The organism is Sphingobacterium sp. LZ11T8 (assembly GCF_024261425.1).
In the GTDB taxonomy this organism is placed as follows: Bacteria; Bacteroidota; Bacteroidia; order Sphingobacteriales; family Sphingobacteriaceae; genus Sphingobacterium.
In genome coordinates, this window is the sequence record NZ_JANBZY010000002.1 from 44,648 (window position 1) to 63,919 (window position 19,272).

The 19,272-nt window shown below is 37.0% G+C and carries 19 protein-coding genes, 1 tRNA gene and 1 pseudogene; 15 read left to right on the forward strand and 6 right to left on the reverse strand.

All coding sequences use genetic code 11. The features are described 5' to 3' along the window. Nucleotides 1–469 precede the first annotated feature (469 nt). Nucleotides 470–1,675: a pyridoxal phosphate-dependent aminotransferase gene (locus NLF99_RS04965; protein ID WP_237219459.1), complete on the reverse strand. Its 1,206-nt coding sequence runs from the start codon at nucleotides 1,673–1,675 to the stop codon at nucleotides 470–472. A 146-nt stretch (nucleotides 1,676–1,821) separates the two neighbouring features. Between NLF99_RS04965 and NLF99_RS04970 the strand changes: the two genes are divergently transcribed. The 9 genes from NLF99_RS04970 to NLF99_RS05005 all read left to right on the forward strand — a co-directional run bounded on the left by NLF99_RS04970 (nucleotide 1,822) and on the right by NLF99_RS05005 (nucleotide 10,362). After that, nucleotides 1,822–2,808, forward strand: coding sequence for a bile acid:sodium symporter family protein (locus NLF99_RS04970; RefSeq protein ID WP_254526962.1), 987 nt, complete (start codon nucleotides 1,822–1,824; stop codon nucleotides 2,806–2,808). A 48-nt stretch (nucleotides 2,809–2,856) separates the two neighbouring features. Further along, entirely contained in the window at nucleotides 2,857–3,837 is a 981-nt protein-coding gene (locus tag NLF99_RS04975) for a cation diffusion facilitator family transporter (protein WP_254526963.1), read from the forward strand. Nucleotides 3,838–3,956: 119 nt separating this feature from the next. Further along, nucleotides 3,957–4,082 carry a hypothetical protein gene (locus NLF99_RS19670; RefSeq protein WP_302328294.1) on the forward strand — a complete coding sequence of 42 codons (126 nt, stop codon included), beginning with the start codon at nucleotides 3,957–3,959 and terminating at the stop codon, nucleotides 4,080–4,082. After that, complete coding sequence (locus tag NLF99_RS04980; protein WP_254526964.1) at nucleotides 4,054–4,449, forward strand: nuclear transport factor 2 family protein; 396 nt, start codon at nucleotides 4,054–4,056, stop codon at nucleotides 4,447–4,449. Before NLF99_RS19670 ends, NLF99_RS04980 begins: the two co-directional genes overlap by 29 nt. Before the next feature lie 7 nt (nucleotides 4,450–4,456). Then, nucleotides 4,457–4,738: a GNAT family N-acetyltransferase gene (locus NLF99_RS04985; protein ID WP_185212051.1), complete on the forward strand. Its 282-nt coding sequence runs from the start codon at nucleotides 4,457–4,459 to the stop codon at nucleotides 4,736–4,738. A gap of 26 nt (nucleotides 4,739–4,764) precedes the next feature. Next, entirely contained in the window at nucleotides 4,765–5,421 is a 657-nt protein-coding gene (locus tag NLF99_RS04990) for a hypothetical protein (protein ID WP_254526965.1), read from the forward strand. A gap of 187 nt (nucleotides 5,422–5,608) precedes the next feature. Further along, the gene (locus NLF99_RS04995; protein ID WP_254526966.1) at nucleotides 5,609–7,822 is read left to right on the forward strand and encodes an NADP-dependent isocitrate dehydrogenase; all 2,214 of its coding nucleotides are present in this window, start codon (nucleotides 5,609–5,611) and stop codon (nucleotides 7,820–7,822) included. A gap of 141 nt (nucleotides 7,823–7,963) precedes the next feature. After that, entirely contained in the window at nucleotides 7,964–8,815 is an 852-nt protein-coding gene (locus NLF99_RS05000) for a sugar phosphate isomerase/epimerase (protein ID WP_185212054.1), read from the forward strand. Between the two features lie 200 nt (nucleotides 8,816–9,015). Continuing rightward, entirely contained in the window at nucleotides 9,016–10,362 is a 1,347-nt protein-coding gene (locus NLF99_RS05005) for a PDZ domain-containing protein (protein WP_254526967.1), read from the forward strand. A gap of 29 nt (nucleotides 10,363–10,391) precedes the next feature. On the opposite strand, the gene NLF99_RS05010 is transcribed toward NLF99_RS05005, so the two are convergent. Next, complete coding sequence (locus NLF99_RS05010) at nucleotides 10,392–11,345, reverse strand: acetyl-CoA carboxylase carboxyltransferase subunit alpha (RefSeq protein WP_185212056.1); 954 nt, start codon at nucleotides 11,343–11,345, stop codon at nucleotides 10,392–10,394. Nucleotides 11,346–11,535: 190 nt separating this feature from the next. Between NLF99_RS05010 and NLF99_RS05015 the strand changes: the two genes are divergently transcribed. Then, nucleotides 11,536–12,417 (forward strand): mechanosensitive ion channel family protein, encoded by an 882-nt coding sequence (locus NLF99_RS05015; RefSeq protein WP_185212057.1) that lies wholly within the window; start codon nucleotides 11,536–11,538, stop codon nucleotides 12,415–12,417. On the opposite strand, the gene coaA is transcribed toward NLF99_RS05015, so the two are convergent. From coaA to NLF99_RS05035, 4 genes and pseudogenes are all read right to left on the reverse strand, one after another. Continuing rightward, nucleotides 12,404–13,348, reverse strand: a complete 945-nt coding sequence (gene coaA / locus NLF99_RS05020; protein ID WP_185212058.1) for a type I pantothenate kinase — start codon at nucleotides 13,346–13,348, stop codon at nucleotides 12,404–12,406. The two genes, NLF99_RS05015 and coaA, sit on opposite strands and share 14 nt — an antisense overlap. A gap of 33 nt (nucleotides 13,349–13,381) precedes the next feature. After that, entirely contained in the window at nucleotides 13,382–13,810 is a 429-nt protein-coding gene (locus NLF99_RS05025) for an OsmC family protein (RefSeq protein WP_185212059.1), read from the reverse strand. Next, entirely contained in the window at nucleotides 13,800–14,192 is a 393-nt protein-coding gene (locus NLF99_RS05030) for a methylglyoxal synthase (protein ID WP_185212060.1), read from the reverse strand. The genes NLF99_RS05025 and NLF99_RS05030 overlap by 11 nt, the downstream gene beginning before the upstream one ends. A 135-nt stretch (nucleotides 14,193–14,327) precedes the next feature. Further along, nucleotides 14,328–15,392: pseudogene (locus NLF99_RS05035) on the reverse strand (patatin-like phospholipase family protein). 106 nt (nucleotides 15,393–15,498) lie between these two features. Here NLF99_RS05035 and NLF99_RS05045 point away from each other — a divergent pair. From NLF99_RS05045 to NLF99_RS05065, 5 genes are all read left to right on the forward strand, one after another. Next, nucleotides 15,499–15,586: transfer RNA gene (locus tag NLF99_RS05045), tRNA-Ser, on the forward strand. A gap of 166 nt (nucleotides 15,587–15,752) precedes the next feature. Further along, nucleotides 15,753–16,973, forward strand: a complete 1,221-nt coding sequence (locus NLF99_RS05050) for a phage integrase SAM-like domain-containing protein (RefSeq protein WP_254526970.1) — start codon at nucleotides 15,753–15,755, stop codon at nucleotides 16,971–16,973. After that, nucleotides 16,973–17,251, forward strand: coding sequence for a helix-turn-helix domain-containing protein (locus NLF99_RS05055; RefSeq protein WP_254526971.1), 279 nt, complete (start codon nucleotides 16,973–16,975; stop codon nucleotides 17,249–17,251). Before NLF99_RS05050 ends, NLF99_RS05055 begins: the two co-directional genes overlap by 1 nt. Before the next feature lie 360 nt (nucleotides 17,252–17,611). Further along, nucleotides 17,612–18,748, forward strand: coding sequence for an ImmA/IrrE family metallo-endopeptidase (locus tag NLF99_RS05060; protein WP_254526972.1), 1,137 nt, complete (start codon nucleotides 17,612–17,614; stop codon nucleotides 18,746–18,748). 12 nt (nucleotides 18,749–18,760) lie between these two features. Next, nucleotides 18,761–19,258: a DUF4411 family protein gene (locus NLF99_RS05065; protein ID WP_254526973.1), complete on the forward strand. Its 498-nt coding sequence runs from the start codon at nucleotides 18,761–18,763 to the stop codon at nucleotides 19,256–19,258. Nucleotides 19,259–19,272: the final 14 nt, after the last annotated feature.

A 19,272-nucleotide genomic window follows, 5' to 3' on the forward strand; every position in this document is an offset into this window, starting at 1 on the left:
TGATTATTAAAAAAATGCTGAATTATTTTTTGTGTGGATATTTGGTAATCAATCCCTTCCAAAGCATTGTAGTCAGATGCTTACAGATAACTCTAAATTCTTGCCCAATCCCGAATCATCTTTATGGAATATTTTCATCTTTGCGCCTGAACAAACTATTAAAGAATTAATTTGGATTATATTATCAGGCTGCCCTTTTGGGCTAGGATTTTAGTCGCGGTGACTGTGGGATTGCTAATCGGATTTGTGATGTTTGAATTGATCTATTTGGGGTTAATGGGGGGGTAGATTTGAGTATTGAGATATGAGTATTCAGATTTGAGATGTGAGATATGAGTATTTAGATATCAAGCGCAAGAAAGATATGGGTATTAAGATAATAAGTGGGAAATGGATATAGAGATTTGAGATTTAATGCGGAATTAGTTTTCCGGTTAATATCTCAAATCTCATATCTCAAATCTCAATACTATTTTAAATTCGCCAATGCTTCTTTGATTCTGCGAAGGGCTTCTTTTAAGTTTTCGTCAGAAGCAGCATAGGAAAGGCGGATATAATTGTTGTTACCGAAAGAGTCTCCACCAACAGTAGCAACATGACCGTAGTTCAATAAGTATAAAGCAAGGTCTGCTGAGTTATTGATTACATTTCCTTCAGGATCTTTTTTACCAAAGAAAGAGCTGATCTCTGGGAAGAAATAGAATGCTCCATCAGGTAAGTTTGTTTTCACACCTGGGATATCATTCAAAAGGTCATATACCAATTGACGACGACGCGCAAATGCTTCTTTCATTTCCAGGACACTTTCCAATCCTTGCTCATATGCAGCAATACCAGCACGTTGAGAGATAGAACATGTACCTGAAGTCGTTTGTCCTTGCATTTTTTCGTTTGCAGCAGCGATTTCTTTGTTCGCAGCGATGTAGCCAAGGCGCCATCCCGTCATCGCAAATGCTTTTGAAAAACCATTGATAATGATTACACGGTCCTTAATGGATGGGAATTGTGCGATAGACTCGTGCTTGTCTACGAAATTGATATGCTCATAGATCTCATCAGAGATGATATAGATCTGTGGATGTTTTTCAAATACCTTTACCAAGGCTTCCAATTCAGCTTTTGAATATACGGAACCTGTAGGGTTACAAGGCGAGGAGAACATGAAGACTTTTGATTTTGGAGTAATCGCAGCTTCTAATTGTTCTGGAGTGATCTTGAAATCGGATTCGATCGTCGTATCAATGTAAACTGATTTTCCTTCGGCCAATACCACCATTTCCGAATAGGAAACCCAATATGGGGTAGGGATGATCACTTCTTCACCTGGATTTACAAGGGTTAGCAATACATTGGAAAGGGATTGCTTGGCACCTGTGGAAACCACGATATTAGAGATATCATAATCTAAACCGTTTTCATTTTTTAATTTATTTACGATCGCTTGGCGAAGTTCAGGATAACCAGAAACAGGGGAGTAACGGGTCCAGTTTTCATCCAATGCCTTCTTGGCAGCATCTTTTACATGCTCAGGCGTATTGAAATCAGGTTCACCTACACTCAAACTAATTACATTAATGCCCTTAGCCGCCAGTTCACGGCCCAATTTGGTCATCTTTAATGTTGCTGACTCGGATAGATTGTTTATTCTATCGGATAATATGGATGTTGTACTCATGATATTGCAAATATATTATATACAATTTATTATCGATGAGAAAAATGTAACAAAATCTCTATAAAAATGATACTTTCTAAATAGATGGATTGGAATAGGTGTTTATGAAATTAATTATAGCTTTGTATGCAAAATTTGGGTTTTAGATGAAGTTAAAATTTGATGGGTTTATTATAGCCTTGATTTTCATGATATTCCTTGCCTACATTTATCCCGATGTTGCAGGTTATTTAGACGGCAAGTTTTTAAATGCTTTGATCAGTGTTGGTGTCGCGTTGGTATTCTTCTTTTATGGGTTGAAACTGAGTTTCAATGAAATCAAGGACGGAATGAAGAATTGGAAACTTCATTTGTCTGTTCAGCTCTTCACCTTTGGTCTTTTCCCGTTGCTTGTATTATTGTTCCGCCCATTGGTGCATACTGAAACACAGGAGCAATTTTGGCTATCCTTTTATTTCTTGGCCGCATTACCTTCTACCGTAACCTCTTCGGTAGTGATGGTTTCCATTGCAAAAGGAAATGTTCCTGCTGCCATATTTAATGCTTCCATTTCTGGGTTGATCGGTGTTGCCATTACTCCATTACTGATGCACTTCTTTTTGGAAGTTGGTGAAGTCAATGTCTTCGGGGAATTATATATAGGTCTTTTATTTGAAGTTCTCCTTCCTGTAATACTGGGCTTACTAATACAACCATATTGGGGGAAATGGGCCCATAAGTATGGGAAAGCTTTATCCAATTTTGATAAAGGAGTCGTTCTGCTGATCGTATATAGCAGTTTCTCGGAATCTTTTATGAATGATATTTTCAATACCATAGGTACAGATTATTTAGCTAGTTTATTTGTCGCTGTTATTGCCCTGTTCTTTACGGTTTATCTGATTATTTTATTGTTCGTACGTTATGTGTTGAAGTTCAATCGCGAGGATAGGATTTCTGCATTGTTCTGTGGGTCAAAGAAATCGCTTACACATGGTAGTGTATTCTCTAAATTTTTGTTTGCCAATAACCCTAAATTAGGGCTGTACATATTACCATTGATGATTTATCATGCCTTTCAGATTTTTGTAATGACCATTATAGCGCAACGCTTGGGAAATCAGAAAGATGAGGGTATATTAACAAAAAAGTAACATTTATTGTTTCTTAATTAATTATTTTTGCGGTTCAAATTTAGTGTTATGAATAGGCAAATGAGATTGGTTTTGTTATCCTTGGTTACCGGTATCGTATTGATGCTTATCAAGTTTGTGGCCTATTTTATCACCGAGTCTAACGCCATTTTTTCTGATGCCGCTGAAAGTATTGTCAATATTGTCGCTTCTGGCTTTGCCTATTACAGTATTTACCTTGCTGCCCAACCTAAAGACGAAAACCATCCCTATGGGCACGGAAAAGTAGAATTCTTCTCTGTGTTTGTTGAAGGGGGAATGATATTCATCGCTGGTAGCATTATCCTCATTAAATCCATCTATGCCGTTTTCTCACCTCAACCTATAAGTAATGTAGAAGAGGGTATGTACTTGATATTAGCGACTTCCCTGATTAACTATGGGGTTGGATTCTATCTGATGAAAAGGGGGAAAGCTCTACGTTCACTGACCATTGAAGCTGATGGAAAGCATTTACAGGTGGATGCATACAGTTCAATAGGCTTGATTGCAGGACTCCTATTAATGAAACTTACCGGCTTGGCCTGGATTGACCTAGCCCTTTCTTTTGTCCTCGGTACGTTCATTTTATATAATGGCTATAAACTTTTGAGAAAGTCGATTTCTGGTCTAATGGATGAATCGGATGCAGAAGTAGTGGAGGAAGTTGTCGAAATCCTGAACAAGAACAGGAAATCAGAATGGATAGATGTCCACAATCTCCGCATACAACGATATGGACAGGAACTGCACATAGACTGTCATTTAACTTTACCTAACTATTATGACCTTAACCAGGTCCATGACAGTATCTCCGATTTTGATTCGCTATTGAACGATAATCTGGCCTCCAAGACGGAATTCTTTATACATGCTGACCCATGCATGCCAGAATGTTGCCATTATTGCACAGTGGAAAATTGCCCTATCCGCTCTGAGCCTTACTCCAAGCATATTGATTGGAACATTGTAAATGTCACCAAAAATATGAAGCACTTCAGGAAAGCCTAATTTTATTTCTCGATCAAATCCATAAATTTCCTTCGATCTATTGTCAGGCTAAAATGGTCTTTCTGACTGGTCTTGTGTCTTAGCTTTCAAAAAGGTATCTTTATTAAAAACCAATTTATATGAAAATCTACAGTTTAGTAGCAGTATTCTTGATGTTTATTCAGGTTTCCCTTGCACAATCACAAGAAGATGTAGCGAAAGTCCTAGATCAGTGGCATGCCGCTGCTGGAAAGGCTGATTTTTAAGGAGTATTTTGACCTAATGGATGCTAATTCCATCTTTATCGGTTCGGATGCTACAGAACGTTGGGACAAGCAGGAATTCATGGATTATGCCAAGCCACACTTCGATAAGGGCAAAGCTTGGAACTTCAGCAGTCTGGAAAGAAATATAGAATTTTCGGAAGATGGTAAAACCGCATGGATAGATGAATTGTTAAATACACAAATGAAGATCTGTAGAGGTTCGGGCGTTTTGGTACTCAAAGATGGGAAATGGTTGATCAAACAGTATGTGCTGTCGATGACTGTGCCAAATGATTTGGCTGATGAAGTGGTCAAAATGAAAGCCGATATAGAGAATGGAATTATTGAAGAATTAAAACTTAAATAAAGATAATATGTTAGTGAAACACGAAGAAAATGGAAATAAGGGATCATTTTTAGCCATTGAAGATGGTAAAACAATAGGTGAAATGACCTATTCCAAAGCTGGACCTGGTAAGATCATTATCGACCATACCGAGGTAGATCCAGAAGAAAAAGGAAAAGGGATTGGTTCTGTTTTATTGAACAAGGCCGTTGAGCATGCGCGGGATAGCAAATTGAAAATTATGCCTTTATGCCCTTTTGCAAAGGCGCAATTCGATCGTGACGTAAATATCCGCGATGTCCTGTTTTAATAGTTAAAAACTCAAAATCAACAATTATGAAAGCAGTTGTCATAGGCGCTACAGGCGCTACAGGTAGGGAATTGGTCCTGCAATTGTTGGCAAATCCAAAAGTGGATTCGGTTAATGTATTGGTAAGAAGGCCTTTTTTTACACCTGATCCTAAATTACATGAAGTAATTGTTGATTTTGATCGTTTAGAGGATTTCAGTCACTTTATCATTGGTGATGTTGCTTTCTCTACTATGGGCACCACATTAAAGGATGCCGGCAGTAAAGAGGGACAATGGGTGGTGGATTATGATTACCAGTTGAAGTTTGCTGCCTTGTGCAAGCTCAATAGGTTCCATACCTTTGTGCTACTTTCCTCAGCCCAGGCTAATAAGAATTCCAGGTTCTTTTATACCAAAATGAAAGGATTGTTGGAAGAGGGGATCAAGGCCTTGAACTTCCCCAAAATAATCATCGTCAGACCTGGTCCTATAGATCGTCCTAATAGCAAAAGAAAGGGAGAGCAGTATGCGGTCAGCACCCTTAAGTTCTTGAATAAGTTGGGTTTGTTTAAGCTATATAAACCAATCAGTACGATGATTCTGGCTAGGGCCATAATGGATGCTGCCTTTGAGGATAAGGATGGTCTTATCGATATCTATAATCCTAAAGAGATATGGGATGAATTAGGTGAAAAAGCTTAAATCATTCTTGAATTCCCTTTCATTCTATTGATTCAAGACAAAGATTTTTCAGAATCCATCATTATTTTGGCTTTTATGGCTATTTAAAATTCATTTTATTATCTTTAGGCGAATTTTAAAAAAGAGGCTTATCAACTCTTTGAATTTCACTAATAATTGCAAAATAATATCATTTCAATAGAAAATTATGTCATCTAAGATCATTTACACAAAAACAGATGAAGCGCCTTTATTGGCAACGTATTCATTTCTACCTATCGTTCAAGCATTCGCAAAAACTGCTGATATTGAAGTCGAATTAAGAGATATTTCATTGGCAGGACGTATCCTAGCTAATTTAAACGAATATTTATCGGAAGACCAAAAAACTACAGATGCCTTGGCAGAGTTAGGACAATTGGCTACTACTCCTGATGCAAACATCATTAAACTTCCTAATATTTCTGCTTCTATTCCTCAGTTAAAAGCAGCGATTGCTGAATTGCAAAAAGCTGGATATAAGATTCCAAATTATCCAGATGCACCAGCAAACGAGGAAGAAGAGAAGATCAAAGCTGCTTACGCTAAAGTTTTAGGTTCTGCAGTAAACCCTGTTTTACGTGAAGGAAACTCTGACCGTCGTGCGCCGAAAGCTGTTAAGAACTACGCTAAAGCTAACCCGCACAGAATGGGTGCATGGGCTTCTGATAGCAAAACGAAGGTAACTTCTATGCAAGATGGCGATTTCTACAGTTCTGAGCAATCATTGACATTGGATGCTGACAGTCAATTTAAAATAGAATTTGTGGCTGCTAATGGTGATGCTAAAGAATTAAAAGGCCTTGCTAAATTGAAAGCGGGAGAAGTAATTGATTCTTCAGTTATGCATGTTGCTAAATTGAAAGAATTTGTTGCTCAAGCGATACAAGATGCTAAGGAAGCTGGAGTTTTATTGTCAGCTCACTTAAAAGCGACCATGATGAAGGTTTCTGACCCTATTATCTTTGGTGCTATCGTTGAAGTTTATTTTAAAGATGTTTTTGAAAAATACGGTTCTCTTTTTAAAGAATTAGGCATCAATAAGAACAATGGTTTAGGCGAAGTGTATGCTAAAATTGCTGGTACCCCTCAAGAAGCTGAGGTAAAAGCTGCAATCGATGCTGCAATTGCGAATGGACCAGACCTAGCGATGGTTAATTCGGATAAAGGAATTACTAACCTACATGTTCCTTCTGATGTGATCGTTGATGCTTCAATGCCAGCAATGATCCGTATCGGTGGAAAGATGTGGGATAAAGAAGGTGCAGAACGCGATACTTTAGCGATCATTCCTGATAGATCTTATGCAGGAATTTATGAAGCCGTTATTGAAGACTGTAAAGTAAATGGTGCATACGACCCTAAAACTATGGGTTCAGTTCCTAACGTTGGTCTTATGGCTCAAAAGGCTGAAGAATATGGTTCTCATGATAAAACTTTCCAAGCTCCTTCAAATGGGGTGATCAAAGTTGTAGACAACAATGGCAAGACATTGATGGAACAACAGGTTGAAGAAGGTGATATCTTCCGTATGTGTCAGACTAAAGACGCTCCAATCCAAGATTGGGTTAAATTAGCGGTAAATCGCGCTCGTCTGTCAGATACTCCAGCAGTATTCTGGTTAGATGAAAACCGTGCTCACGATAGAGAAATCATCAAGAAAGTAAAAACTTACTTGGCTGATCATGATACTAAAGGATTAGATATCCGTATTTTATCTCCAATTGAAGCTACTAAATTCTCCATTGAGAGAATCCGTAAAGGCGAGGATACTATTTCGGTAACTGGAAACGTATTACGTGACTACCTTACTGACTTATTCCCAATCCTAGAACTTGGTACTTCAGCTAAAATGCTATCAATCGTTCCATTAATGAATGGTGGTGGTCTATTTGAAACTGGCGCCGGTGGTTCTGCTCCTAAACACGTTGAACAATTCTTGGAAGAGGGTTATTTACGTTGGGATTCATTGGGTGAATTCTTGGCATTACAAGCTTCATTGGAACATTTAGCACAAACTCAGAATAATGAGAAAGCTCAAGTATTGGCAGATGCCCTTGATGAGGCAAATGCGAAATTCTTGGCAAATGATAAGTCTCCAGCTCGTAAAGTTGGACAAATCGATAACCGTGGTTCTCACTTCTATTTAGCTACTTACTGGGCAGAAGCTTTGGCTAAGCAAACCAAAGATGCTGAATTGGCATCTAAATTCGCTGGTTTAGCTAAGGCTTTAACGGAACAAGAGGCTAAGATCAATGAGGAATTGATTGCAGCGCAAGGAAAAGCTCAAGAAATCGGTGGATATTATTATCCAAATGATGAATTAGCTTCAAAAGCAATGCGTCCTTCTGAAACATTGAATTCTGCACTAAGTTCTTTGTAGAATTTCTAAATATTTACAAAAGCCCTTGTCTTTAAAGACAAGGGCTTTTTTGTATTAAAGCTGTTGGATTCCATCGCTTGATATTGCCATTCTGCGTATTAATCATTATTTTTAATAGAAAAACAACATAAACCTATATCCATGAGCAATAACAGTAGAAGAAATTTTTTGCAACGCAGTGCATTGGGAGCTGCAGCGGTATTGACAAGTCCAAGTTGGTTAACTAGTCAGGCTGAAACTAAAGATTCAGGTTTGGCAGACCAAAATAGTCTGAAATTAGGAATAGCAGGCTATAGCTTTGTGAATTTTAATTTGGAACAGTCCCTGGCGATGATGAAAAGGATGGATGTAAGGTATCTTTGCATCAAAGATTTTCATTTGCCCCTGAATAGTACCGCAGAGCAGATTGCTGCATTTCACAAGAAATTGGCTGAATCAAATGTGACGGGTTATGCTGTCGGCCCAATCTATATGAAGACCGAAGCTGAGATTGACAAAGCATTTGATTATTGCAAGCGGGTAGGTGTGAATTTGATGATCGGTATTCCAGAAATCAAAGATCTTCCGTATGTGGCCAAGAAAGCCAAAGAAAATAATATCAAGTTTGGAATCCATAACCATGGCCCGGAAGATAAGATCTATCCGAATGCTACGGTTATATGGAACCATATCAAAGATTTGGATAAAAATCTAGGAATGTGTTTTGATATGGGGCATGATACCAGAGATGGACAAGATGCCATCAAAGATTATGTCAAATACAAGGATCGGATATTTGATATCCACCTGAAGAATGTGACAGCAGCTGATGCAAAGGGCTCGACATGTGAACTAGGACGTGGAGTGATCAATATCCCTGCCTTTGTAAAAGCCTTGTTGAAAAACAAGTACAGTGGTTGCTGCAGTATTGAATTTGAAAAGGACATGAAAGATCCGTTGGCTGGAATTGCAGAGTCGGTAGGTTACTTTAGAGGTGTGCTCAGCGCAGTCTAATATAAAATACAAGATCATTTAAAAAGGAATAATCAATTTGATTATTCCTTTTTGTTTTTATAACGATCGAGAAGCATTCTGTACAGTTTTTTAATAGGAATTATTGAAACTTAATAATTTATCAAATGTTTAATATTAAGCGTATGTTAAGTTATTTGAATCTAAAAATTAGGTAAATTAGCATATATAAACCTTTGTGTATGAAAATCATAATTCTATTATTGCTGAACTTGATGTTCTTGCATAGTTATGCGCAAAGAAATTTTTCGTTGATTCACCCCAAAAAGAATTCTTTCAAATTTGATCTCAGTGGAAACCTGGTCATTATCCCTGTCAAGCTAAATGGGGTTGAACTGGCATTTTTATTGGATACTGGGGTCAAAGAAACAATCCTTTTTGCCACTCCCCAAGATTCGGTTCCTTTGGAGAATGTTTCTAAGGTTAAGTTTTCGGGCATAGGGATAGAAGATGGGGTGGAAGGAATTATGGCAATTGGAAATGAGTTATTGGTCGGTAATACCTTGATCGACAGTCTGCATAATATATATGTTGTTGATGGTGAAGATCTAGATCTGTCCAGCCATATCGGTGTCCCAATTAATGGAATCTTGGGGAGCCACTTCTTTGAAGATTACCTAATAAAAGTAGATTATCTGAAGAAAAGGATCAGTATTTATGATGCTTATGATTACCCTGAAAAGTTGACCAATAAATTTACCAAGCTGCCAATTCAATTGGAGAGGAGCAGACCCTATGTACATATCGATGTTGATTTAGGGACACAAAAGGTTAAAGATGCAAAGATGCTTGTGGACATGGGCAATTCTGATGGTATGTTGGTTTTTCCATTTTTGCTGGATTCTTTTGTAGTTCATGAACCAAGTATTTATGATTTTATTGGTCGAGGTTTCAATGGTTTGATCTTTGGTCGACGCAATAGGATAGAAGGTTTTGATTGGTCGGGCTTTTACATCAAGGAACCAATTGTATCTTATCCGGATTCCAATGCCGTGCATGCTGCGAAACTTGCTGTGAACCGTGTTGGGTCGATTGGCAATCAGGTATTGAAACATTTTCAGGTGTTGTTTAATTATCCCAAGAACGAGATCTATCTAAAAAAGAACCGGAATTTCGGAAAGAAATTCGAAATAAATATGTCTGGGATGGAGATCAAGCATGACGGACTGGAATGGACAAAGAGAAGACTGACCACGAACATTGGAAAAAGAGATTCAGAAAATCCGAACTCTGGTATCAATGTTTATAATTATGAAGAATTTAAATACGAATTTATTTTACGACCTATCTACAAAATAGCAAGTGTCAGAGAAGGCTCACCTGCGGATTTGGCAGGTGTGAAAGTGGATGATGAATTGCTCAAAGTCAATGGCAGCAGTGCCCAAAGTATGAAATTGAAGCAGATAATTGGAAAATTAATGCATAAGGAAGGAGAGGAGATCCGATTGGTTCTCTTGCGGGGAACTGAAGAAGTGAAGGCTCAATTTATTTTAGAGGATCCTATCCCTTTCCAGAAGAAACTGCAATAAAAAAGCCTTGATCACTCAAGGCTTTTTCTTTATTCGTTTACAACTCCCATTTTGCTGAATTTGTCGATTCGTTCAGCAACCAGTGTATCGCTATCCTTAGCGCCTAGAACGGCTAGGTCTGAAAGGATTTTATTCTTTACGTTCAAAGCAGTCGCTTCAGGGTCTTGGTGTGCACCACCGATAGGCTCTTCAATGATACCATCGATCAATCCATTACCAAGCATATCTTCTGCGGTTAGTTTTAAGGCCTCTGCTGCTCTTTCTTTCTGGTCCCAGCTTCTCCATAGGATGGAAGAACAAGACTCTGGAGAGATTACAGAATACCATGTGTTTTGCAACATGTATACTTTATCTCCAATTCCAATACCTAAAGCTCCACCAGAAGCACCTTCGCCAATTACGATACAGATGATAGGCACTTTAAGAACGGACATTTCAAGTAGGTTTCTTGCAATTGCTTCACCTTGTCCACGCTCTTCAGCCTCTAATCCAGGATAAGCCCCCATCGTATCGATTAATGTGACTACAGGTTTGTTGAATTTCTCTGCCATCTTCATCAAACGCAGCGCTTTTCTATATCCTTCAGGGTTAGCCATTCCGAAATTACGGAACTGACGCTCCTTGGTATTCTTTCCTTTTTGGTGACCGATAACCATTACTGATTGACCGCCAATGGTAGCAAAACCGCCAACAATAGCTTTATCATCACGTACGTTCCTATCTCCGTGCAACTCAATAAAGTCATCACAGATCAAGTCAATATAATCGAATGTTTGTGGTCTATCAGGATGTCTGGACATCTGAACTTTCTGCCAGCCAGTCATATTGCTATACACCTCAACTTTTGTTTGCTCGAGTTTTTCTTCCAATTCGCGAACTGTTGCGCCCATATCGACTTTGGTTTTTTCTTCTACTTGTTTAACCTTTTCGATTTGCGTTTGTAGATCAGCAATCGGCTTTTCAAAATCAAATGTTGTTTCCATAATTACCTGTTTGGTGTCATTAAAGCGGTAGCTAAGTTACTTGTTTTTTAAGAATTATAAAATGTTATTTAATCATTAAGGAAAGATAAACAACACCTAAAACTATTTAGTGATTGATAATAAGCCATATAACAAATTGTTGTTCGTACTTGTTTTGTGTACTATATAAAAAAATAATATCTTCAAGACCATGAATGCAGCTGCCACAGAAAACAAACCAAAAATTCCTTGGGTATTTATAGGGAAGGTCATTCTCGTCATCATCATTATTGCTTTACACATCAATTTTGAATACGATATCGAGAAAAGGAAACTATTGGCCCAATTCCTAAGAGGTCTGTATTCTTTCTTGATCCCAAGTATTGTCCTTTCCATGTTCCGCTTTCTGGTGATCATGCTCTACAATGCACGGGATTCTCAAAAAAGAGAACGCGGTAACTTTGTGCTCGGTATCAATAGGCTTACAGCAGTATTGAATACGGTATTTTTTGTGATAGCAATCATGACTGCATTTGGCATTAATCCCAAAGACTTTATTACCAGCATTACCATCGTAGCCATGGCCATTGCGGTTATCTTTAAGGATTATATTACCAACATGATATCCGGATTAATCGTTATGTTCTCTGAGCAGTTATCCGTTGGAGATAGAATCAAGGTGGGAGAGCATAAGGGGAGGATTATTGACATTACCTTTGCCAATCTGGTATTACAGGATGAAGAGGACGATATTGTAATGGTGCCGAACAATCTGGTATTTACGGCTACTTTCATGAACCTGTCTGCACATCAATCCAGTCTTTTTACCGTTAAATTCGAACTTCCTCTGGAAGTATCCTTACATATTGAGGAATTAGAGGAGCATTTAAGGCTAAGCCTGACTACCCATCCAAATCTGGAAATCAAGGAAGATGAATTTCAGGTAAAAGTTTTAGAATTAGGTAAGGACTTCGTTCGTTATAAACTGGACCTTTACGCTGTAACCAACAGCAATAGAATGCATAGAAATATCGAGAATGAGATCTTGAAGGAGATAATCAAGTTCGAAAGAAATATCCTTAAATCTTCCTAACCTTCACGCGCTTAATAAAGTGTTCAGAACCTTTCTTTAAGATTAGATCAGCTCTATAACGGGTTGGAAGGATATTTTCATGTAGGTTAGGCTTGTTGATCTCGTTCCAAATGGTATTGGCCATATCAAAGCTTTCCTCTTCAGTCAGGTTTGCATACTTATGGAAATATGAAGCCGTATTTTGGAAAGCAGTTGCTCTTAGGGATTCAAAACGGTCGATATACCATTTTACGATATTTTTCTCATCCGCATCCACGTAGATGGAATAATCAAAGAAGTCAGAAACGAAGACGCCGTTCTTTCTTGAATTGACCTGTAATACATTGATACCTTCCACGATCAATACATCCGGTTGTGAAATCACCAGTTTTTCATTGTTTAGAACATCATATTCCAAGTGCGAGTATAATGGCACGGTAACCTGCGATTTGCCGGATTTTATGTCTGCAAGAAACTGTAGGAGTTTCTTGGTATCATAGCTTTCAGGGAAACCCTTTCTGTTCAGGATATTACGTTTGATCAGCTCCTTGTTGGGATAAAGGAACCCATCCGTAGTGACCAATTCCACTTTTGGTTTATTGGGCAAAAGCGATAGAACTTTGGTCAGTACCCTAGCTGTGGTGCTTTTACCTACCGCCACAGAACCCGCTATACCAATTATAAAAGGTAGTTTTTGATGGTTCCTTTTGAAAAAAACATTGCTTTTTGAGTGCAGTTCCTGAAAGTTATGGATGTGTACTTCCAGTAAATGAGCCAAAGGGATATAGATATCCTCAATTTCATCCATTGTCAATGGCTCATTAAGGGCATGCAATTGATCTAAATCTTTCTCTTGAATGGAGTGGCTCAACTGGCCGTTCAACCTTTTCCATTGTTCGCGAGTAAAGTTTTGGAACGGACTTGTAAAAGTATGTTCGCTGATTAAGGGCATAGCAATTTATTTTTTCAAGTCGCAAATATACAATCAAGAAATGTTTTTTTCTTGGATTGTATCAATTAGATTACTTTCTATCACTATAGGGTTCATCAACATCTTGTGAACCGGACATTTCTCACCTATGGCATATAATCTTTTCTTCTGTTCTTCATCCAGATCGCCCTCAATAAAGATATTGCACTTGATATAGGTTGTTTGTTGTTGTTCACTCCGTTGAACTTCACTGGAAACCTTGATGTCAATTTTATCTACTTTCCATTCCTTGCGGTTTGCATACATCCGCATGGTAATGGCCTTGCAGGCACCCACGGATGAAAGCAATAGTTGGGTTGGTGCCAACCCTTTGTTTTGCCCTCCGACTTCGATGGGCTCATCTGCTAAAATATTTAAATCCTCATAGGAAATAGTTGTTGTATAACTAGTTTCCCCAATACTCACTAAAACTTCATTTGCCATAAATCTCTGTATCTTCTTCTAATAATCCTTTAATAATCAATGATCCGGTTGCTGGGTTGGTTGCCAATGGTACATTCCAAAGGTCACAAATACGCATCAGCATTTGGATATCCGGCTCGTGCGGATGTTTTCCAAGTGGATCCCTGAAAAATATAATACCTTGTATCTTTCCTTCAGCTGCCATAGCTGCTATTTGTGCATCTCCGCCTTTTGGACCAGATAGTTTTAATTCTACTTCTAAACCTGTTTGTTGGATGTAGGAACCTGTAGTTCCTGTTGCTACGAGGTGGGCTTTGGATAATCCTTCTTGATGATCTTTAACAAAAGCCACCATTTCGGCTTTCTTACCATCATGTGCAATTAAAGCTATTGTTTTTGCCATTTGAATGATATGTTTGCGTTCTGTTTTTAACCGCTTCGATAATATAACAAAAATATTTTTACAAGGTTATTTTAAGGCTATTAAAATATCAATTTTATAAGAATTAGTGGGAATTATGACTTTCGATTAAGGAAATCATAATTTATCACGCAAAAACTGCCATACCGAGTTGTGTTTCTTTTCGCCATTTTTTTCCTTTTCTGCTATGAGGTCTAACACATAGGCATCAAGCATATTTTCGTTGTCACTGATCAACTTATCAGCTAAGGAGACAATTTTCTGGATATTCCCTGCTGAGGCAGCATCCAGAGCTGGTTCAATGGAGGATAGGTTGGAGGGTTCGATTCTTATGTAATTGGAAGAATGCTGTACCGAACGAAACAATTGGTGGAGAAAATAATCATTGCTTTCTGAAGAGCTGCTGGTCATAATATCGACTAAGGCAGGTCCAATGGAAATCGCTTTCTGTTTTTTGAAATCCTCGTATTTATAGGCATTTTTTGCAATACCCGTTCCTAAGGAGAGGATATGTACATCATCGATTTTGAAAGTTTTGTAAGTCTTGAGTACTTCCAATAATGCAGAGATTGCAGGATTATGGGCAAACACCCCGCCATCAACCAATGGATACCGTGTTCCAGCCAATGAATATATTTCGGCTACAGAGAAATAGGTAGGGGCGGCGGATGTTGCTCGACAAACATCCTTAAGATAGAAATCGCGGGACTCACCATGAGAAATCGCTTTCTGTTGTCTGAAGAGATGGTTTTTACGGAGTTCAATATTGTAGGCAGTAATAATACAGGGTTTGATCAGTTCACAAAGTTTTTGATCACCGAAATAGCTTTCCAAGACCCGTTCTTAGACTTTCTCATCATAGAGTTCTGTCAATAAACCGAATTGATTCAAGAATCGCCGCCAACTGCTTGTGGTAAATATTTCGGTTCCATGTTTCAGGTAAATATCAAGCGCATCTTTTGCGGAGAACCTTGGTTTCGTTGGATTTTGAGGGTCTGGACAAAGTAATATACTGATCAGAATACCACCGGTGCTTGTTCCGGCAAAGAAATCAAAATATTCTGACAGGTGGGCATTTGGGTTGCCTGAAGCTTTCTTTAATTTTTGTTCGAGGGATACCAGCATCATTCCGGGAATAATTCCTCGGATTCCACCACCATCGATAGATAAAATCCTTTTCATTTTAGAGTTTGACCTAAGTTAGGGAAAGGAAATCAGAAAGGATAAATATTTTTCAAGAAAAATGCCTTAAAGCTCACGAAAAGTAATATATTTGCACCCACAATCAGGAGAGGTGTCAGAGTGGTCGAATGAGCAGACCTGGAAAGTCTGTATACGGGATGACTGTATCGAGGGTTCGAATCCCTCTCTCTCCGCTTCAAAAAAAAGGGGTCTATTTGCGAAAAATAGCCCCTTTTATCTTTAAAAGCCGTTTTTAATCAATTAAACCAAGCTAAAAATAATAGTAAAATACTAAATTACTTAGTATTTACGTATATTAGCGAGCAAATGTTTTATGAATGTTTTATGAATGACCTATAGATGGCTACCATTACCCCTAAAATTCTAAAGAAAAATAAGTATAACAACAACACGTGGCGTGTAGTGTACAGGTTGACTCATAAGCGGGTTTCAAGATATATTAAGACCAGGAGGTTTATCACTGAAAAGGATATCATAAATGATGATGATGTGAGCATGGATTACATTATAGATTTCTTGGCAGACGATCTTAGAAAATACAGAAGAAAGATCGATGACATTGAAAACTTAGAGGTCCTCACTGTTGATGATATCCTTAAAGAGTTGACCAATGACCAAAAGGATATTGAGTTTATTGATTTCTGCAGATTACACATATCAAGACTGAAGGATCAAGGCCGTGGAAAAACTGCCAAGCCGTTTGTGACGGTTACAAATTCTTTGATAGATTTCAATGGACCTAAGCTTAGCGTTTCAAAAATTACCTCCCGTTTTTTGAAACAATACGAGTCCTTTTTACGGATGCCAAAAACCATTACCCGGAAGCAGGGTGAGAATACGATTAAAAAGACCACATCATTAAATGATAAAGGACTTAACAATCACATGGCAGCATTTAGAACTCTTTTCAATGAAGCAAAAAGGGAATATAATGATGAGGACACAGGAAGGATACTTATAAAGAACAATCCTTTTTCAGTATATAAGATCATTCCCAAGAAGAAGAAAAAACACAAGAACCTTAGCATCGAACAAATCAGGGCAATTCGTGACATAACCCCTAAAACATCTAGGGGGAAATTTGCAAAGGACATATTTCTGTTATCCTTTTATATGTGCGGAATGAACGCTGTGGACCTGTTCAATAACTGGGATAAGCTTAAGGGATCACATGACAGAATCGGATACAATAGGAGCAAAACAGAGGGCATGAGGGAAGATGATGCATTTATTAGTGTCAGAATAACACAGGAGGCAAAGGAAATATTAGAACGACTCGAAATGAAGTATAAGAATATTGATAGGTTAAACAATACCTTATCCATAGGTTTGAGGTCATTTATGAAAGACTTGAAGCTAGAAGAATTGACAATGTTGCATGCAAGGCATTCATTTGCAACTATTGCAAGGAATGATCTCAATTTCTCAAAAGAGGACGTAGCTATAGCATTAAACCATGTAAGCGAGGAAAACAGGATAACTGATACTTACATAGCTCCTGATTGGTCTAAGATAGATAGAGTACAAGAAATGGTTATAAATAAATTAAACGGAATGTAATGGAAGAAGTAGTATTTGTACAGATAAAATTGTCTGACCTGCAGGATATGATAAAAAAAGCAGTTGACGATGGGATCAAAGATAGTTTTGAAAAGTTTGTGGAGTCGGAGCCTAAATTAATTGATTCTGATGAAATGTGTGCAAGATTTGGAATCACAAGGCAAACAATTAAGCAGTGGAGAGAAAGAAATGAAATTCCTTATGTTCAAATAGGCGGGATTTATCGGTATGATTATAATAAAATAATAAAAATTAAAGAGACAAAAAGAAAAAGATAATTTGAGAATACTAAAAATATTAGTATTTTTGATAATCGCATATATACAACCGGGGCTGTAGTGATACATCCCCATCTTTTAAGGAAATTCATAATTTAGGTTAATAATTGGTTAGTTAAGATCCTCTATCGCTCGGTAGGGGATTTTTTGTTACACCAATATATTGTATAATAGTACCTGTATTTTTACAAAATATCTGTTAAATTATATAGGAAGTTTAATTGGATAAAAATTTATTTATCATTATACTTGCTAATAATTTTGATGCCTAATTTAAAATTTAGAATATTATTACAATAACCAATATTAAATCGCTTGCCGAACCATTAATAAAATAAATGGTTAATTTATATTTACGTTGTGAGTACAAGGATAGAAAATATTAATAAAGAAATTATTGAGTGGGCAATTTCTAGGAATGGGAATATTGTTGAGGATTTTTATTCTAAAAATCCTAATGTTAAAAGTTGGGTTGAAGGAGAAAAATTCCCAACGGTAAAACAATTAGAAGCTTTTACGCACAAAGTACATGTTCCTTTTGGTTATATGTTTCTAAATGCCCCACCTATCGAGGAATTACCTCTTCCCTTTTTTAGAACCAAAGGATTTAAAACAAATAATAATTTTAGTTTAAACGTTTTTCACACAGTCCAGATTATTCAGGAAAGACAAGATTGGCTAACAGAATATTTAGAGGAGTTAAACTTTGATAGACTTGATTTTGTAGGTAAGTTTAACCTTAATTCGGATTATCATGATATTGTGGAAGATATTAGAAAAATTTTAAAGGTAGATAAAACTTGGGCTTCAGAATTTAGTAATTGGGAAGATACATTGCATCATTTAATTCAAAGAATTGAAGAGATAGGTATAATTGTTACTTTTAACGGAATTGTTGGGTCAAATACTAGAAGACCATTGAGTGTTGAAGAGTGCCGTGGATTTGTTTTAGTAAACAAGCTTGCGCCTTTTATATTTGTTAATAATGCCGATGCTCCAGCAGCACAGCTTTTCACATTAATTCATGAATTAGCTCATATTTGGTTAGGATATAGCGCAGGCTTTAATAATGAAAATTTATTACCTGCTGATGATCCTATTGAAAAATTATGTGATCTTACAGCTGCGGAATTTCTAGTTCCTGAGGAATTATTAAAATCTGAATGGACTAAAAATAATAATAATTTTCAAAGCTTAAGTAGGAAATTTAAAGTTAGTCCTATTGTTATTGCTAGAAGAGCTATGGATTTAAATTTGATCAATAAAACTAATTTTTTAGAGTTTTATAATAATTATATGAGCGAATATTTAAAGAAAAAAGAGCTCTCAACTCCTGGTGGTAATTATTATTATACAACCAAAAAAAGATTAAGTTTAAGATTTGCAAGTTTTATTAATAGTGCTGTACGTACTAACAAATTGTTATATCGAGATGCCTATAAACTAACTAATTTAAACGGAGAAACTTACAAAAAATTTGTATCAGAATTTTTATAACCAATTATAAAATTGAAAACTTACCTAATTGACGCTAACGTACTGATTCAAGCTCATCAGACATCTTATCCTTTTGATGTAATTCCATCATATTGGAAAACACTTAAGGAATTGAGTCAGAATGGGGTTATTAGAAGTATTGATAAAGTAAAAATGGAAATTTGTGGTCATGATTTTGAAGATGATTTATCTAAATGGTGTAAAACAGATCTAGACACAAATTTTTTCTGTGATACACAGGATTGCATTAAAGAGTATAGTCTAATTACTCAATGGGCTATGGGTAGCACATTATATACTCCAAGTGCTAAAAGTGGATTTTTGAAAACAGATTTAGCAGATCCTTGGCTAATAGCTTATTCTATAAAAAATAATTGTAAGTTAGTTACATATGAGATAAGTGACCCGCATCGAAAAAAAAGTATTAAAATACCAGAGCCATGTAAAGTGTTTGATGTTCAGGTTATGCATCCTATAGATATGTTGAGGAGTTTGAACATTTCAATATAATTACCACACCAATA

Excerpts from the sequence above, each read along its gene's own strand:
- NLF99_RS04965 (WP_237219459.1), bottom strand. The coding sequence starts at position 1,675 with ATGAGTACAACATCCATATTATCCGATAGAATAAACAATCTATCCGAG.
- NLF99_RS04970 (WP_254526962.1), top strand. The coding sequence starts at position 1,822 with ATGAAGTTAAAATTTGATGGGTTTATTATAGCCTTGATTTTCATGATA.
- NLF99_RS04975 (WP_254526963.1), top strand. The coding sequence starts at position 2,857 with ATGAATAGGCAAATGAGATTGGTTTTGTTATCCTTGGTTACCGGTATC.
- NLF99_RS19670 (WP_302328294.1), top strand. The coding sequence starts at position 3,957 with ATGAAAATCTACAGTTTAGTAGCAGTATTCTTGATGTTTATTCAGGTT.
- NLF99_RS04980 (WP_254526964.1), top strand. The coding sequence starts at position 4,054 with ATGCCGCTGCTGGAAAGGCTGATTTTTAAGGAGTATTTTGACCTAATG.
- NLF99_RS04985 (WP_185212051.1), top strand. The coding sequence starts at position 4,457 with ATGTTAGTGAAACACGAAGAAAATGGAAATAAGGGATCATTTTTAGCC.
- NLF99_RS04990 (WP_254526965.1), top strand. The coding sequence starts at position 4,765 with ATGAAAGCAGTTGTCATAGGCGCTACAGGCGCTACAGGTAGGGAATTG.
- NLF99_RS04995 (WP_254526966.1), top strand. The coding sequence starts at position 5,609 with ATGTCATCTAAGATCATTTACACAAAAACAGATGAAGCGCCTTTATTG.
- NLF99_RS05000 (WP_185212054.1), top strand. The coding sequence starts at position 7,964 with ATGAGCAATAACAGTAGAAGAAATTTTTTGCAACGCAGTGCATTGGGA.
- NLF99_RS05005 (WP_254526967.1), top strand. The coding sequence starts at position 9,016 with ATGAAAATCATAATTCTATTATTGCTGAACTTGATGTTCTTGCATAGT.
- NLF99_RS05010 (WP_185212056.1), bottom strand. The coding sequence starts at position 11,345 with ATGGAAACAACATTTGATTTTGAAAAGCCGATTGCTGATCTACAAACG.
- NLF99_RS05015 (WP_185212057.1), top strand. The coding sequence starts at position 11,536 with ATGAATGCAGCTGCCACAGAAAACAAACCAAAAATTCCTTGGGTATTT.
- coaA (WP_185212058.1), bottom strand. The coding sequence starts at position 13,348 with ATGCCCTTAATCAGCGAACATACTTTTACAAGTCCGTTCCAAAACTTT.
- NLF99_RS05025 (WP_185212059.1), bottom strand. The coding sequence starts at position 13,810 with ATGGCAAATGAAGTTTTAGTGAGTATTGGGGAAACTAGTTATACAACA.
- NLF99_RS05030 (WP_185212060.1), bottom strand. The coding sequence starts at position 14,192 with ATGGCAAAAACAATAGCTTTAATTGCACATGATGGTAAGAAAGCCGAA.
- NLF99_RS05050 (WP_254526970.1), top strand. The coding sequence starts at position 15,753 with ATGGCTACCATTACCCCTAAAATTCTAAAGAAAAATAAGTATAACAAC.
- NLF99_RS05055 (WP_254526971.1), top strand. The coding sequence starts at position 16,973 with ATGGAAGAAGTAGTATTTGTACAGATAAAATTGTCTGACCTGCAGGAT.